Origin of the sequence: Mucilaginibacter sp., assembly GCF_039925265.1 — a bacterium.
In the GTDB taxonomy this organism is placed as follows: Bacteria; Bacteroidota; Bacteroidia; order Sphingobacteriales; family Sphingobacteriaceae; genus Mucilaginibacter.
Genome location: NZ_JBDSZG010000047.1, coordinates 1 through 16,721, shown reverse-complemented (window position 1 = coordinate 16,721; position 16,721 = coordinate 1). Strand labels below are relative to the sequence as shown.

The following is a 16,721-nucleotide window of genomic DNA, read 5'->3' as shown; positions in this document are numbered from 1 at the left end:
TTCTTTATACTTTAAAAAGTGACGTTAAAGCCGGCGGCAAAAAATCTTGGGGTTGGGCCGTTATTTTGTGGATCCCACAGTGGCCAGTCAGAGAATACTGCGGCGTTGGTGGCATTAACAAACAGCTTGGCGCTCGACATACCAAGTTTTTTGATCAGCGCAGGGCTAAAGTTGTAACCTAAGGAAACAGTTTGCAGCCTTACAAAAGATGCTTTACGCCAAATGTTGACGGTTGTACCCGATGAACCTGAGTTTAAGCGCGCGTAATCATTTATTGGGTTATCCGCAGTCCAGTATGGCAATGCGTATGCATTCATACGGCCGTTGCCCACGCTGCCCGGGTTATTGGTGGCCAGGTTAAACTGCCTTAACTGCCCAATGCTTGATACCAGCATAAAGGAGAAATCGAAGTTTTTGAAGAAATTAAAATCGTTACGTAACGACCAGCTGAATTTTGGGTTTGTTGAGCCAAGGAACACCTTGTCGTCGTTGGTGAATTTAAAGTCGCCTGTACGGTCTTCCAGTTTAAAGTCACCCGGTACAGCTCCGTATTTTTTTGCTTCTTCAAGTTCCGGTGTTTGCCATACGCCCAATACGTTATAATCCCAAACGGCGTTAACATCGTGCCCTATGAACCAGCCGTTGCCAATGTCGTTTTTCTCAGGGACTACGGTGGTATTACCCGCTGCATCTGTGGTGGTAGATGTACCGTACAAATGCACCAGTTTATTACGATTTAAATAAAATGTACCGCTGGCGCTCCAGTTAAAGTTCTTACGCTGAAGGATCTTACCTTCCAGCAGTATCTCTATCCCTTTGTTGTTTACTTCGCCAATGTTTGTATAAACATCAGGCGTAGTGTAGCCCATAATTGGAGGCAGGGTACGTTTAACAATCAGGCCGGTTGTTTTACGGTTGTAAACATCTATTGACCCGGTAAGGCGGTTGTTGAGGATGGCGAAATCTAAACCCAAGTTAGGGCCTGTGGTACGCTCCCAGGTTAGCAGGTTGTTTTGCAACGATGCAATGGCGATACTGTTATTGTTGGTTATGGTTCCGTCAGGAGCAACGGTAGGATATTTTGCACCGGCAATAATGGCCAGCGCCAGGCTCGGATCTGCCGTGCCACTTGCTAAACGGTTCCCGTTAGACCCATAACCAACGCGCAGTTTACCATAGTTTAACCAGCTAAAGAAATTGATTTTGAAGAAACTTTCATCGCTGAACGTCCACGCTACAGCACCATCAGCGTAGCTTTGGCGTGGCTGCGTTAAACCAAACGGCGAGAAACCATCCCTGCGGGCAGTAAATGTAAAGTTATACCTGCCTAAAAGGTTGTAGGCGATACGGCCCATTAAGGCATCCGCATTGTAAACGCGGTCATCGCTGCTTTCGATAGGCAGGGTACCCGCGCCAATATTATGATACCCTAAAACGTCGCTTGGGCTAAACTGCGAGTTATTGGTACGGGTGTACCAGGTTTGATATTTCTCTTTGTTTAACAGGAAGGTAGCATCAAAACTGTGGACGCCAAATGACTTGTTCCAGTTTAAGATGTTATCCAAATTGTACCTGTAGCGCTCTTCCATCGAGCGATAGGCGGTACCTGTAAGCCCTGCTACAGCTATTTCGTTAGGGTTTGCGCCCGGCCTGAAAAAGAAGTTGCGATATGCTTCAAACTGAGGCGAGAAATTCAGCGTGTATTTGAAACCGAAGGGCAGATCTACCCGGGTAAATAACGTAGAGAAAAGAACATTTTGCCTGTAAACGTTCTGGTTGTATTTGTTACCCAGGAAAGGGTTACGCTGGTTTAAGCCGCTATCATCAGTTGCAATCCGCGTTAAACTGCCATCTGGTTTATACACATCGCCATAAGGCGATGAATTGATGATCTGGCCCCAATCGGCCTCATTCAGATCATAGCCCGCAACGTTGAACGGATTGCTTGAATGGCTTTCATCACGTACTGAGAATTGCGCGTTGAGGCCAATAGTTAAGAATTTTGCCGCTTTACCTTCCAGGTTTGCTCGGAAACGGGTATTGTTATAATCGCCACCTTTGATCAGGTTTTGGTTATTGGTAAAGTTACCCGAAAAGTAATAGCTTACCGTTTCACTTCTGCCCGATAAACTTGCGGTATAATCCTGGCGAAGGCCGTCTCTGAAGATCAGCTTGGACCAATCAGTAACCTTACCGGCTTTGTAGTTGGTTATTTCGTTAGGGAACAGGCCAAGGCGTTGTAAATAAACATCAACCGGGTCGCCGGTGGAGCCCGATAAAAACTGGTCAACGGTTACACCGTCAGGCAAAGCCCGCGGGTCGCTGTAAAAGTAAAAAGGTTTTGATGTGTTTGCACTTCGTTGCACATCCGAGCGCCAGTGCAGAAAGTCTTCCCCCTGGTGGAATTCCTGGTTTTGCAGCAGCTGTGCAACGCCCATGTTAGCGTTCAGCGTAACTACAGATCCACCTTTTTTACCTTTTTTGGTTGTGATAGCAACCACACCACCCGCAGATTGCGCGCCGTAAACGGCCAGGGCGCTTGGATCGCGCAAAACGTCAATCCTGTCAACATCATTTGGGTTAATGTCGGCCAGTTCGCCAAAATAAATAACACCGTCCAAAACGATCAGGGGCGATACGTTGCCCGAAAGACTTGCCTTACCTCTTATTTGAAAATCGCCTGTACCACCGCCTTTTGCTGAGGTATTAAGCGCTACGGATATACCAGGTACAGCACCACGCAGCACATCGGCAACGCTGGTTGGGTTATCGTTCTCAAATTTATCTGCTTTTACGCTGGTGATAGCGCCTGTTACATCTTTTACCGCGCGGGTACCGTAACCAATAATTACAACCTCGTTAAGGTCGCGCGAATTTGGCAATATCTGCACGTTATATTCGGTGGCAGAGCCAACGGTTATCTCCTTTTGAGTATACCCAATAAACGAAAACACCAGAACCGCGCCTGCATCTGCATCGAGCGAATACTTACCGTTTATATCGGTTGTGATACCTATGGTGGTGCCTTTTATTCTTACGCTTACGCCCGGCAAAGGCACGTTTTTTTCATCGGTAACAACACCGGTTATTTTTGCCTGGTTGGTTGCAACATTGTTATTGGGGATAGTTTCGCCGGTTGGGGTAGCCCCGCCCGGATGCACTTTGCTATTATGTGCGCTTGCACCCATCGCGAAAAGCGAAATGGCGACAAAAGCGGCACATCTTTTTAGTGTTTTTTGTAGAGGTCTATTCTTCATATTGATATGTTAAGAATTAAGGTTTTTTAAAAATTGACAATAGGATTCCCCGGCGGTTGTGCACCGCATTTTTTTTAACAAGAGAATCTGGATTTTAAATTTTGCCCGGTTATGGCATTAGCGGCCGCTACGTTACTTTTTCTTTGGTTGTTTGTTGCATGATTGCTGTTAGAGTTAGTTGATACTGGTATTGATTATTGGTTTGAGAGACGATAGGTATTAGCAAAGCAGGTAGTGGTTCTGTTTGCCTGTTGCTGGCAGTATGGGTTTCGTGGTTAAAATAATAGGCAAGCGCCACGGTTTGAGCCATTGCCTTACAGGTAACCACTGAATACACGAAGAGCACGATAACGGCCAGCTTGCGTTTCATTTTAGAGAGATGTTTAGTAATTTATGCGTTGTTTATAATTGGCGTATTTACAACTGCACAAACCAAAAGTACTTTTGTTAACTTACCATTAAGATATATCGGGCATATTTATTTACGACATCGTTTTCGCTGCTCAATAGTTGGGGCTATTGTTGTATTATTTATACAAACATTTCAGTAAAAAACTAAAACACTAAGTAAGTTGGGGAGGGTGGAAATTACGGTTACTGGCGGGCGGTAGAATCGCGTGTAACCAATTGGGTAGGTAGTACAAGTGTTTCAAAATCATACACCGGCCTTTTGGCTAAAATAAGTTCTAACAGTTTTTGAGTGGCCTTCTGCCCCATCTCAAAACCGGGCTGGTAAACGGAGCTTAGCGAAGGGTTCAATACATCGGCCAGGGTAGTATTGGTATAACCGATAAGCGCTATTTCCTGGGGGATCTTTATTTTCAATTTATTCAGCAAACTCAGCGTAGTGGTAGTGATCCTGTCCGATGTGGTGAAGATCGCATCGGGTTTATCTTTAAGCGAGAGCAACTCGTTCAGCGCATTCTCTATCTCGCCGATATCGCGGCCGCCATGCGGGCAATATTTGATGTACTCATAATCAATAGCCATCCCGGCTTCCTCAAGCGCCTTACTGTACCCGGCAAAACGTTCTTTGGTGATAGATATATTGGGTGGACTGGTGATATGCGCTATGCGTTTATACCCGGCATCCAGCAGGTGTCGGGTGGCATCATATCCACCTTTAAAATTATCGGCAATTACTTTATGGGTGTCAATCTCGTCGGAAATGCGATCGAAAAAAACAATAGGCAAGCCTTGCTTATGCAGCGTTTTCAGGTGCGTTATATCGTTGGTTTCGGTTGATAAGGATATCAGCAAGCCATCAATAGAACGATGCGTAAGATGCCCTACGTTCTTTATCTCCAGCTCATACGATTCGTGTGTTTGGGTGATAATAACATTAAAACCTGCCTCATAAGCTACAGATTCGATGCCGTTAATTACCTGCGAAAAAAATTGATTTTCGATGGTAGATACCACAATACCAATTGACTTACTGCGCCCCTGCTTTAAACTTTGGGCAATAGGGTTTGGCCGGTAGTTGTGTTCCTGCGCGTACTCTTTTACCAGTTTTTTTGTATTCTCGCTTATCTCGTAACTATCCCGTAACGCTTTTGAAACAGTAGATACTGAAAGATTTAGCGCCGTAGCGATATCTTTAATGGTAATTGAGCTGAAGTTCATATTGGCTATTTGCTAAATAACAGTGGTAGCTGTTTTTTAACATTTCACCAATGTAATAAATTCCTGCTTAATAAAGCTTAATATTACTATAAAGTTACAACTTTCATACGGGGTGTTAACAGGTGCATCACCAGCCATGCCAGTAAATAAGCACAGGCGCAAATAGAAAATATAATATTGTAACCGGCCGTGATATGGCCCGCCGCCTTATAGGTTTCCAAGATCCAGCCAACCAGCAGCGGGAATATGATGCCCCCTACCGAGCCGGCCATACCGCCAATGCCTACCACAGAGCTAACCGCCCTTTTAGGGAACATATCTGACGCGGTAGTAAATATATTGGCACTCCAGGCCTGGTGTGCGGCCGCGGCTAAACTTATTAAAGCAACCGCTTGCCAAATATTGGTGGCATACCTCGCACCAAATATGGGCAAAACGCACAGCGCGAATAAAAACATGGCCGTTTTGCGCGCTTTAAAAATAGGCATCCCGCTTTTAATAAACCACGACGACAGGTAGCCGCCGCCAATACTGCCAATGGTAGTAGCTGTGTATACTATAACCAGGGGCAAACTGGGTTTGCTCAAATTTAAGTTAAACGTACTGGCAAAGTAAGACGGCAGCCAGAACAGGAAGAACCACCAGATTGGGTCGGTAAGGAATTTACCGATCAAAAAGGCCCAGGTTTGCCTGATGGCGAAAAGCTGTACCCATTTAACTTTCGCTTGAGGGCCATCAGTTTCTGGCTCGTCATTGATATCGCTGTGTATATGCTCAAATTCGGCTTTGCTTATTTGCTTGTGTTTAGTCGGCACTTCGTAAAACAGCCACCAAAATATAAGCCATACAAAGCCGATGGCACCGGTGATCAGAAACGCCATCTGCCAGCCGTAGATCCCTAATATCCAGGGGACCATCACGGGCGCCGCTACCGCGCCAATATTTGCACCCGAGTTAAATATCCCCGTTGCCAGTGCCCGTTCCTTTTTGGGGAACCATTCGGCTACTACTTTGATAGCCGCCGGGAAATTACCCGATTCGCCGATACCTAAGGCGGCACGTACCGCGCCAAAGCCCAGGGTTGATTTGACCAAAGCATGTAACATAGCCGCCAGGCTCCATACAATAAGCGAGATGGTGTACCCCAACTTGGTGCCCAGTTTATCAATAAAACCACCAAAGCCGAGCAAGCCGATAGCATAAGCTGCCTGGAAAGCCATCACAATATGCCCGTAGTCCTCTTCTGTCCAGTTAAATTCTTTCTCCAGCGTTGGCTTCAGAAAGCCTATCACCTGCCTGTCGAGGTAGTTAATGGTTGTGGCAAAAAACAGCAGGCTTACTACAACCCAGCGGTAATTGGTTTTTTTGGTATCGCTCATAATTGATGATTCTATCTTGCAGATTATACGCCTGTCTTATTACCTGATGTTTTCTATCTTGATGGCATCCATATCGGTGTAGTCGAGGTTTTCGCCACCCATTCCCCATATAAAGCTATAGTTACTGGTGCCCGCACCTGAGTGCATACTCCAGGGGGGAGATATCACCGCGTTATAGTTGTCTATTAAAATATGCCTGGATTGGGTTTCCTCTCCCATCAAATGAAACACCTTTTGCCCCGCAGGGATATCAAAATAAAAGTACGCTTCCATTCGGCGATCGTGTACATGCGGTGGCATGGTATTCCATACGCTGCCGGTGTGCAAAATAGTTAAGCCCATTACCAATTGGCAGCTGGCTATCCCCGCTTTGTGTATGTATTTATTGATGGTGCGTTTGTTGGCGGTATCATCGCCGCCTGCGTTAACTTTTTCTGCGTCGTTAATGGTCATCAGCGCCGTGGGGTAATTTTTATGCGCGGGTGTGGAGAGCAGGTAAAAAACAGGTGGCTTGGCAGCGTTGGCGGCGCTAAAAATTACCTGCTTAACACCTTTCCCTACATACAGGCAATCCAGCTTCCGTAGTTTATAGGCAGTTCCGTCAACGGTTACTTCGCCATCTCCGGCCACGTTAATAATTCCTATTTCGCGTCGCTCTAAAAAATATTCGGCTTTAAGGTTGTCGTAAGTATCGAGGGTTAAAGGTTGCGTTACCGGATGGGCGACACCTGCTATAACACGATCGTAGTGGGTATACACGCAATTGAGTTGGTCGGACTGCACCAGGTTTTCCAGCAAAAATCTTTCGCGTATCAGTTCGGTCTGATAGATCTTAAAATCATCAGGATGAACACTGTGTATTACTTTCAAAACAAGAAATATTAGGGTTAAATTATAATTGTTTGGCAAGTGTACAACTATGCCAGAGCAATCAAAAGCAATCGGCTTGTTATTTCTACGCAAACGTTATCGAAGAGTTTAAATGCATCTGCTCCCCAAAAAGCAATAGCTCATCAGAATACAGTGTTTATTAAATTTCTTTACGTGTTCATAATAAAAGTTTTCAGATTTATGGTGACACTATTATGGTGAAAACATGTTAACCCAAGTAATTTTTTAATTATTGATTATCAGTTATTTGAAATTTTTTATTGAAATTGTGTTAAGTTATGTTAACCCTAAATCCTACGCAACTATGCACAATGGTTAGTAAAAGAGGGCAAAACTGAAGCAATTAATACAAGGGCTTACAAAATGGAATATGCTGTCTTTTTATGGGCTATTTCCCTCTAAAGGACCATTGGTCAACTATAACGTTTGCGTAGAATTACATGCCCCACTGAGGTGCTTATTAAGTATTTCCTTGTAATATTGGCTTGTGATAGCGCCAGTTCCGCCCAGGTATAAGCGCTGTAAGCATATGCCAATTACCAACCAATATGAAAATCAAACACATCTTTTCACTTTTGCTATTTAGCGCGGCAACCATTAGCGCATCGGCACAAAGCAACAATGCTAAAGCAATGCAATTCGCGCAGCGCCAAACCCGGCTATTACTAACCGAAACAGCTAAAACAAAAGCAGCGGCTGGCAAGCCAAACCTATTATCGCCGCGTACGCTGGATGGCAGCGGCAACCTGGTACTTGTATCGCCCAAAGATTGGTGCGGCGGCTTTTTTGCGGGCAACTTGTGGTTTTTGTATGAGTACACTGGCGATAAATTCTGGAAAGAGCAATCAGAACCTTTTACCGCCGTTATGGAGACCGAAAAAACAAATGGCGGCACACACGATATGGGCTTTAAGGTCTACAACAGCGTGGGTAATGCTTGGCGCCTCACCCACGGGCAAAAGTATAAAGATGATGTTATTGAAGCGGCAAAAACGCTGATAACCCGATTTAACCCAAAGGTAGGCAGCCTGAAATCGTGGGATAACCGCAAAGAATGGAAGTTCCCGGTTATTATTGATAATATGATGAATCTCGAGCTGCTTTTCGAGGCGACCAAATTAAGCGGCGATTCCAGCTTTTATAAAATAGCGGTAACCCATGCCAATACAACGCTGAAGAACCATTTCAGGGCGAATAACAGTTCTTACCACGTTATAGATTACGACCCGGAAACCGGCCAGGTGGCGCACAAACAAACACACCAGGGCTTTGCGGATAGTTCGTCGTGGGCGCGCGGGCAGGCATGGGGTTTATATGGCTATACCATGTGCTATCGCGAAACCGGCAACACAATCTACCTACAGCAAGCCGAAAAGATTGCCAAATACATTTTTAGCGACCCGCAAATGCCCGCCGACCTTGTCCCCTACTGGGATTACGACGCAGCCAAACAAGGCAACCAACCGCGCGATGCTTCTGCAGCCGCTGTTACAGCATCAGCACTTTATGAGTTGAGCACTTACAGCACAAATGGAAAATCGTACAAGAAAAAGGCAGATAAAATTCTAAACTCCTTAACCAACGAGTACCAGCCCCAGCCAGCTAGCGCGCGCGGTTTTCTGCTACTACATAGTACCGGGCATAAACCGGCCAACAGCGAAATTGATGTGCCGATAATTTACGCGGATTACTACTACCTTGAGGCCCTGCTTCGCCAAAAGCGCCTTGCAGATAAGAAACCGGTGATAAACGCCGATGGTAATTTAAAAATTTAGTGATGATACAAAGCGATCTGTTCCAGTTTGAAGATAGTACCGAGTGGCTAACCGTAGCTCCGGGCGTTCAGCGGAAAGTGTTGGGTTACGATGATAAACTGATGATGGTGAAAGTAAAATTCAGCAAAGGGGGCCGCGGTGACTTGCATAGTCACGAGCATTCGCAGGTAGCGTATGTGGCAAGTGGCGCGTTTGAAATGACGCTCGGCGAAACGGTAAAAATCATCCGCGAAGGTGATGGTTACTATGTACCTCCCTTTACGGTGCATGGTTGTGTTTGCCTGGAAGATGGCGTACTGGTAGATGCCTTTAGCCCGGCACGACTGGATTTTGTAAGTACCGGCAGCTAATAAAGCTGGATTAGGTTTAGATAAACATCGTATAATTATTTTTTGCGAAATGAAAAAGCTGATATGTTTTTTGAGTTTAATGACGGCGGTATTTGCTGTAAAGGCGCAGATTACCAGTCTCAATAAAAAAGAAGTCGCGCTAATGCGCAAGGCCATAAACAGTAACGACGACTATAAAAAAGCATTTGAGCCCTATCGGCAAGCGGCAGACAGCGCGCTGAACGAAACGCCAAATCCTATTGTGGAAATATTATCGCAGGGTTTGTTGGCGGGCGACCCGAGGAAAACCGCCAGCCTTAAAGCTGTTGAGGACGCTTATAAAACCTATTCGCTGGCATTGGCCTATACTTACTTCGGCAAAGCAACGTATTTAACTAAGGCCACCGATTTTTTGAAGGCCTGGGCTACCACAAATAAAGCTACCGGCGACCCTATCAACCAAACCAAACTGGAGGATATGGTAACTGCTTACGACCTCTTAAGAAAGAAAATAAAACCCGATACCCGCACCCTTGTAGATGCCTGGATGAAAAGCATTGCCGATACGCTGGTGAACAGTCCGTACGCTAAAAGCGGCAGGGGAACGGCTATCAACAACTGGAATTCGCACCGTATAAAAATGATAACGCTTATTGCGTATACCCTGCATGATGACAGCTATACCAACATCATCACACAGGAACTGGAGAAACAACTGAACGTTAACCTAAATCCCGACGGCACCACGCACGACCTGCTGGAACGCGATGCCTTTCATTACCAAACTTATGACCTGGAGCCACTATTATCTGCCTGCATTGCCATTTACAGGGCAACCGGCAAAAACTGCTTTACTTATCAAACGGCGAATGGTTCGTCCATTAAAAAATGTGTTGATTACATGACGCCGTTTATGACGGGTGAAAAAACACACCCCGAATTTGTGAAAAGTAAGGTACCGTTTGATTTAAAGCGTGCCCAAAACAACGAAAAAGGTTACGCGCCCGGTACTTTGTTCGAGCCGAAGAATGGTATTGAAACCTTCGCCCTGGCGGCTTATTTTGATGACAGCTACGTCGCTATAATACGCAAAGCCACGCATAACAGCACTTACATGAACTGGCGCTTAGCTATCAATAAGGTTGTTGTTGATGCCGCCGGAGCTAAATAAACTTTAATTGAACTAAATTTTGCGCTTTATGCCAGCTGCGCTATATTTGTCTTTCGCAAAATGCATCCTGCAACGGCAGGATTTTTTGTTTTGTTGAACCTATCCGGAGAGGTGTCAGAGTGATCGAATGTGCCTGATTCGAAACCAGGTGTACTGTTATAGGTACCGGGGTTTGAATCCCTCCCTCTCCGCAAATTTTGATATCAAATTATTCAAAAGCCTGCAAGTCAAATGATTGCAGGCTTTTGTTTTTATATCAAATGCTCAAAATATCCACCCAATCGCATAAAAACAGTGCGTAATGAGGTGAGTGAATTTTTAGATACTTAAACTCACCTCATTAGTCATATCTTTTTGACTGTCAAGATGTTCAATAACTAAACATCTTGATTATGATCAGCTGCAAGCTTAGTTTTGTTTCACCTTTTAATGTTATTAAACATGAAAACTAATTTCAGCTTACTCTTCTACTTGAAGAAACCCAAAAACTACTCAGATGGCCCAGTGCCAATCTATCTTCGTATTACCGTGGCCGGTAAACGGGCGGAAACTGCCACCGCACGCAGTGTCGACCCTATGCAATGGAATAGCAGAGCAGGGCGGTTAAAAGGCACAAAGGAAGAATCATCCAAAACTTTTAACGCTTATCTCGAACAACTGCAAACAATGGTGTATGCCGCCCATCAAAGCCTCACCGACCAAAAAACAACCATTACTGCTGAACGGCTCAAAAACAAATTCACAGCGGAAACTGCCAGGATGATACTTGATATATTCAGGGAGCACAACAGGCAGGATCAGAATCCCGGGCGTTCATTGGGTAGCGGTGGCATGAAACGCTAATTTTCGAGGGTAATTAGGGAACCGGAAACATACTTCAACATTATTCATGCTGCACTATAATTACTTCAATTGCACTTTAAATACGTAAACAGGTATTTCATCGGGCAACACAAATGGCACACTACAGTTTAATCCGTTTTTATTTTGTTCCCATTTAACCGCAGTTTTGGCCCCAAGCAAAGTTACTTTGACCACAGTAAACTTATCAGCACTAATACTTTTGATATTTATAGCCGGTTCCTTCCAGCTACGTGCAAAAACGTAGATCACCTTCCCTTTTGCCGCAAAATAAATGTCGGGCAGTATTGCTGTAGAAGTGGCATCATTATCAACATCTATTTTTATTGCGCTTGAACTAAGTGCAACCTCAGATATCTGTTCTCCGGCAACCATCCATGGTCTTGTGCCGTAAATTGCTTCACTGTTTATATTCATCCACTTCCCAACAGCCTTTAATCTTTCAATTGCCTGTGGAGGAAAAGTCCCATCACCCTTGGGGCCAATATTCAATAAAAGGTTCCCACCCTTACAAACAACCTCAACCAGTTGCCTCACAATAAGCTCGGGACTTTTCCATTCCGTATCATGCTTATTATAACCCCAACCTTTACTCATGGTAATGCAAGACTCCCATGGTTGATTATCTGTTTTATCTGTGATCTGCTGCTCGGATACTTTAAAATCGCCTAACCCGTTGCCCACACGGTTGTTTACTACACAATTTGGCTGTAACGATTTGACCATTGCATACAACTCTTCACTTTGAGGCTTGCTTATCCGTTCGGGTGTATCAAACCAAATAACGCTAACAGGGCCATATTCAGAAAGTAATTGTTTTACCTGAGGTTTTACTTTTCTTTCAAAGTATTTAGAAAAATCTTTTGCATCTTCATTTGGATAATCAACTACATTACTTCTGGCACCCTTTGTTGGCCAATCGGTAGCTACATCCGGATCCTCCCAATCTCTTCCCAAAGAATAGTAAAATCCTAACTTCATCCCGTATGCTTTACAAGAATCGGCAAGCTCTTTAAGAGGATCTCGTTTAAAAGGGGTTTGTTTTACAATATTATAATCGTTTGTATGGGAGTTAAACATGGCAAAGCCATCGTGATGCTTGGATGTAATAATTATATATTTCATTCCGGCCTGCTTAGCTGCTTTTACCCATTTACCGGCATCAAATGAAGTTGGGTTAAAGTCTTTAGCCAAACTGCCATATTCTTTCAGTGAAAGCTTTTCATAGATCATAAAATGCTCATTGCCTTTGTAGGGCTTGCCTTTCCAATCGCCTGCTGCCTGCGAGTATAAACCCCAGTGCAAAAAGAGCCCAAACTTAGCATCGCGCCATTGTTGCATTTGGGCATCTGCAGTAGCAGCAGGTGTCTGCGCATTGCCAATAGAGCAAAATGCAATTAAACAAATTGCAATACCAATTAAAAATTTAAACCTTAAATCTTTCATCTTTATTTAATACTGAATTATATTTAACCTGATCGTTCTCAAAATCATATTCTACCGAGGTCTTTATTTAATTATAAACTTTCCTTTTACTCCGCTTATAGAGATGCTTCGATGTATCAAATTTATCACGTTGTCAATATAATTTAACCCCATACTCATCCCCGCTCTCAAGAAATCTTCAATGCAAACGCATAAGAGAGCTTCGGCTTTTCGCTTAATTTTACAAGCAGGCCCTCATTTGTTTGGCTAAATTTGAGTTTTTGTACATTACCAAGCATTTCCACGGACGATACAGCCTTTTCCTGGTTAACGTTTCCCGCCTTCATGCTTTTTATTAATACCTGCCCGTTCTCTGGCCAGCCCAGTACTGTTGCATATACCAGGCCATTTTTAGTTGTAAAGCGGATATCGGCTGCTCCAAAAGACTTGCCTTTACCTTCATTAAAACCCGCACCCGAAAGTGCGGCTACCGACTCCGTAGCCGGCCCTTCTCCAAAAACTTTCCAGGGTCGTGTGCCAAATATGCTGTCGCTGTTAATATCCATCCACGCGCCGATGCCTTCCACAATCGCTACTTCTTTTTCGTCTATAGTTCCGTCGCCGCGAACAGGGATATTGAGCAGGAGATTGCCATTCTTGCTCACAATATCAACCAGCATTTGAATAACTGTTTGGATAGATTTATATCCACCACGTTCATACAATCCCCTATCATAATGCCAGTTTCCAATACACGAGCATGTTTGCCATGGATGGGCTTGTACATTATCCAGTACGCCGCGTTCTACATCCCAAACCATACATTTCTTCTCTGTATCTGTAAGTTTTTTTCCAAACAAAACAGCTTCAAGTTTTCCGTTGTGTGTTGCCATATTCTGGTTATAATAATTGGCCGCAAGTCTTAATCCTACATCGCTTACCGGGTAAAGCGGGAGGCTTGAGTCATCAAAATAAATCAAATCAGGATTATATTGCTTGATCAAGTCCATAGTGCGATTGTAAAACCTTTCGCAGTAAGCCGGTGAGGGCCAGCGCGTTTTATCTTCCCAATCCCAATCGAACGTTTTGCTTAATTGATGATTTTGGGCATACAATTCCTGAGGATCAAGCCCTTCCCACCAGGTGCCTTTGCCATCAGCTTTTGTAAGATTGCCATCATAGGGTACCCCTGCAAATTGGCCACTCTTATCCGAACCCTGCGAAGTTTCGTAAAACATCCATGCATGAGCTGCATGAACACTTAACCCAAATGGAAGTGCGTGTTTTTTAGCTGCCTTAGCCCAACCGGCAACAATGTTTTTTTTAGGGCCTACACGCACTGAGTTCCATTGCTGGTATTTGCTGTCCCATAAATCAAGATTGTCATGGTGGTTTGCCATGGCAAAAAAATATTGTGCTCCTGCACGTTTATACAATGCCACAAGTTTCTCCGGGTCCCAATTCTCAGCTTTCCAATCGTGTATTACTTCCTTGAAACCTGCTTTGGAAGGATGCCCATAATGGGCTAGATGCCATTTGTAATAATCGGAGTTTTCTTCATACAAGCCCCGCGCGTACCAATCGCCGCGCTCTGGCTGGCATTGTGGCCCCCAGTGCGACCATATCCCAAACTTGGCATTACGGAACCATTCCGGAGCTTGATAGGAAGACAGAGAGTCCCAGCTTGGTTTAAATGGGCCCGAAGCCATAAATTCGTGGTTACTATTAAGTAGGTTATCAGCAGCATGAATATGTTTAGCCAATGCCACTGCCGGAATTGAAGCTGCCAGATGCTTTAAAAGTTGCCTGCGTTTCATGTTATTTTATATTTTATTCTAAGTGTATTTGAGTGTTCTCGCGATTACTTCTGCAAAGCTGCCTTTGGGCACCTCACTTTAACTCTGTAGTTGTAGATTTCGTAATTGTAATGTTCTTTAATTCGGTAACAGCGTTTAAACTGATGTTCTCAACGTTTTTAAACGTTATCCGGGGCTCTCCTGTCGGCTTTGCTATATCAAGATTGTTAGCTTGCGCACCAATTACATCATCAAAGAAAAATACAGGGCGGTGGTCGGCTGTTAAAGACATTACTTTAATGTTGTGCATGTCAATGTTTTTTACATGTCTCACATAAAAACCATAAGAAGGCGTTATGCCATGTCGTTCAGGTTCAGGATAGTCTTTAATAACTTCCGGCATCTCTCCCTTAGACTGCTCCAGCGTTCCGCCGCCGGCGGTGTATATAAGAATGTCATGCAGGCTAACATCATCAATGTAAGCTGATGGAATCCCGCTAATAATTGAAGCTTGCCTTGGGTCGGCGTTATAGGCTACTATGTTTCCAATATTAATTCGTTTCAACTGGCCAGGGGAGGTTCCTTCAGGAGCTCGCATTCTGCCTCCGATCCGCAAATAGATGGGAGAGTTAACAATATCCCTCATTGTAATATTATTTACTGTTACACCCTCAATTGAAGCTCCATCGGTTGTTTCTATTGCTAAACCGCGGCAGTAGTCAAATACGCAGTTTGAAATAGTAATATTCTTAAAACCGCCATTAGATTCTGTTCCAAACTTGATTCGGCCAAAAGGCCCGCGATCAAAATTATTTGATGGCGGCGTCTTTTTATAAGTACCGTCTACCACGGAGCCCATATTGTAGCCGCTTACAATGCAATTAGTGATAGTAACATTTTCCGTTGTGCGAAGTTGATTTAGCGCAAAGCTGCTTTTTAAACAAATGCCATCATCATTTGGTGAGTTAACCCGGCAGTTGGAAACAGTAACATAGCGACAGCAATCTATGTCAATTCCATCACGGTTCGTGTCGAGTTTAAGGTTATCAAGGGTAAAGTTGTCAACACCAGTTGCCAGTATGCCAAACCAACCGCCTTCATATATCGTAAAATCGCGCAGTAAAACATTTTTGCAGCGTTTTAATGCGATAGACTTATTTGCCCTTTTATCGCCCTTTTCGTTGTATCGAACAAGGCCTTTGCCATGAATTATGCCGGTACCAGTTATCGACACATTTTCCAGGTCTTCACCCCATATTAAACTATTATGCCAATGGCTATGCCCAAAATCCTGATATTTATCATTTTCGGGCACTTCGGGTTCGTCGTAAATACCACCTTCGGCAATAGTTGCTGCAATAATTGTAGCACCTTGGTCTATTAATAAATTAATATTGCTTTTAAGGCGAATTGAACCGCACAGATAATTGCCTGCAGGCACCAATACCGTCCCACCTCCGTTGGCAGCTGCTGCTTCAATGGCTTTATTAATACCAGGTGCGTCCATCGATTTTCCGTCGCCTTTGGCACCGTAATTTTTAACATTGTAGACATTATCTGCTGCGTAAACGCAAAATGAACAGTTGATTAACGCAATTAGAATAAATATACGTTTTACAACTTTAGGAAATTTGGTCTTTATAATCATAGTATAGTATTAATTAATGGTGTCATCTAAGCAACGTTGATATTGATAATCTAAGAGGGCCAGCTTGCAAATTACACCTTCGTTTACAATAGCCTGCTTCACTGCATCGCCCAAATGCCAAACTTGGCATCCCTGAACCAATCGGGATATTTATATTCTTTTAACGATTCCTCTGTTGGCTTAAACGGCCCTTTATTAATAGACAACTCCTGCGCATGGCCTTGCGCGCTAAACAGCAAGGCAATGCCAGCGGCCATTGTTAGTGGGCTCAATACTTTCTTTCTAATATTCATTGTTGTTCTAAATTTATGTGGGTGTGTATATTATATATGAATGTACCGGTCGAACAGGCTGGTTTTCCCGCCCATAGTTGACCATCTTCCCATTAAAAAAATATTGATATCAAATGGCACCTGTTATATGAAAAAAGTCAAAATCAGCCGCTCCCCCTATATTTTTTGTAGCATAATTAAACAAAGCAAACCGATAGCCCATGAAATGCGGGAAGGTATAGGCCATTTTTAATTGTGTGCCCAATGGTATCCACATTTTCCCGTCCAGGC

At 43.9% G+C, this 16,721-nt stretch carries 14 protein-coding genes and 1 tRNA gene; 5 read left to right on the top strand and 10 right to left on the bottom strand.

All coding sequences use genetic code 11. The features are described from left to right. Window positions 1-11: 11 nt before the first annotated feature. The 5 genes from ABIX36_RS21515 to kduI form a co-directional block, all read right to left on the bottom strand. The gene (locus ABIX36_RS21515; protein ID WP_348084229.1) at window positions 12-3,257 is read right to left on the bottom strand and encodes a SusC/RagA family TonB-linked outer membrane protein; all 3,246 of its coding nucleotides are present in this window, start codon (window positions 3,255-3,257) and stop codon (window positions 12-14) included. A gap of 127 nt (window positions 3,258-3,384) precedes the next feature. Then, window positions 3,385-3,627: a hypothetical protein gene (locus ABIX36_RS21510; protein ID WP_348084228.1), complete on the bottom strand. Its 243-nt coding sequence runs from the start codon at window positions 3,625-3,627 to the stop codon at window positions 3,385-3,387. 224 nt (window positions 3,628-3,851) lie between these two features. Beyond that, on the bottom strand, window positions 3,852-4,883 hold the full coding sequence (locus ABIX36_RS21505) for a LacI family DNA-binding transcriptional regulator (RefSeq protein ID WP_348084227.1): 1,032 nt from the start codon (window positions 4,881-4,883) through the stop codon (window positions 3,852-3,854). An 86-nt stretch (window positions 4,884-4,969) separates the two neighbouring features. Continuing rightward, complete coding sequence (locus ABIX36_RS21500) at window positions 4,970-6,262, bottom strand: MFS transporter (RefSeq protein ID WP_348084226.1); 1,293 nt, start codon at window positions 6,260-6,262, stop codon at window positions 4,970-4,972. Window positions 6,263-6,301: 39 nt separating this feature from the next. Further along, a complete protein-coding gene (kduI, locus tag ABIX36_RS21495; protein WP_348084225.1) occupies window positions 6,302-7,132 on the bottom strand; it encodes a 5-dehydro-4-deoxy-D-glucuronate isomerase in 831 nt (276 codons plus the stop codon). A 569-nt stretch (window positions 7,133-7,701) separates the two neighbouring features. On the opposite strand from kduI, the gene ABIX36_RS21490 reads away from it, so the two are divergent. The 5 genes from ABIX36_RS21490 (at window position 7,702) to ABIX36_RS21470 (ending at window position 11,271) form a co-directional block, all read left to right on the top strand. After that, window positions 7,702-8,928 (top strand): glycoside hydrolase family 88 protein, encoded by a 1,227-nt coding sequence (locus tag ABIX36_RS21490; RefSeq protein WP_348084224.1) that lies wholly within the window; start codon window positions 7,702-7,704, stop codon window positions 8,926-8,928. 2 nt (window positions 8,929-8,930) lie between these two features. Then, the gene (locus ABIX36_RS21485) at window positions 8,931-9,278 is read left to right on the top strand and encodes a cupin domain-containing protein (protein WP_348084223.1); all 348 of its coding nucleotides are present in this window, start codon (window positions 8,931-8,933) and stop codon (window positions 9,276-9,278) included. Window positions 9,279-9,327: 49 nt separating this feature from the next. After that, window positions 9,328-10,428 (top strand): alginate lyase family protein, encoded by a 1,101-nt coding sequence (locus tag ABIX36_RS21480; RefSeq protein ID WP_348084222.1) that lies wholly within the window; start codon window positions 9,328-9,330, stop codon window positions 10,426-10,428. A 105-nt stretch (window positions 10,429-10,533) separates the two neighbouring features. Continuing rightward, window positions 10,534-10,619 (top strand) — tRNA-Ser (locus tag ABIX36_RS21475). 250 nt (window positions 10,620-10,869) lie between these two features. Further along, entirely contained in the window at window positions 10,870-11,271 is a 402-nt protein-coding gene (locus tag ABIX36_RS21470) for an Arm DNA-binding domain-containing protein (RefSeq protein WP_348084221.1), read from the top strand. A 60-nt stretch (window positions 11,272-11,331) separates the two neighbouring features. On the opposite strand, the gene ABIX36_RS21465 is transcribed toward ABIX36_RS21470, so the two are convergent. The 5 genes from ABIX36_RS21465 to ABIX36_RS21445 form a co-directional block, all read right to left on the bottom strand. Next, window positions 11,332-12,735, bottom strand: coding sequence for an alpha-L-fucosidase (locus ABIX36_RS21465; protein WP_348084220.1), 1,404 nt, complete (start codon window positions 12,733-12,735; stop codon window positions 11,332-11,334). A 167-nt stretch (window positions 12,736-12,902) separates the two neighbouring features. Next, window positions 12,903-14,531 carry an alpha-L-fucosidase gene (locus ABIX36_RS21460; protein ID WP_348084219.1) on the bottom strand — a complete coding sequence of 543 codons (1,629 nt, stop codon included), beginning with the start codon at window positions 14,529-14,531 and terminating at the stop codon, window positions 12,903-12,905. A 73-nt stretch (window positions 14,532-14,604) separates the two neighbouring features. Then, a complete protein-coding gene (locus ABIX36_RS21455) occupies window positions 14,605-16,158 on the bottom strand; it encodes a glycoside hydrolase family 28 protein (protein WP_348084218.1) in 1,554 nt (517 codons plus the stop codon). Between the two features lie 98 nt (window positions 16,159-16,256). After that, window positions 16,257-16,451: an alpha-L-fucosidase gene (locus ABIX36_RS21450; RefSeq protein ID WP_348084217.1), complete on the bottom strand. Its 195-nt coding sequence runs from the start codon at window positions 16,449-16,451 to the stop codon at window positions 16,257-16,259. A gap of 109 nt (window positions 16,452-16,560) precedes the next feature. Then, the gene (locus tag ABIX36_RS21445; RefSeq protein ID WP_348084402.1) at window positions 16,561-16,707 is read right to left on the bottom strand and encodes a hypothetical protein; all 147 of its coding nucleotides are present in this window, start codon (window positions 16,705-16,707) and stop codon (window positions 16,561-16,563) included. Between the last annotated feature and the right edge of the window lie 14 nt (window positions 16,708-16,721).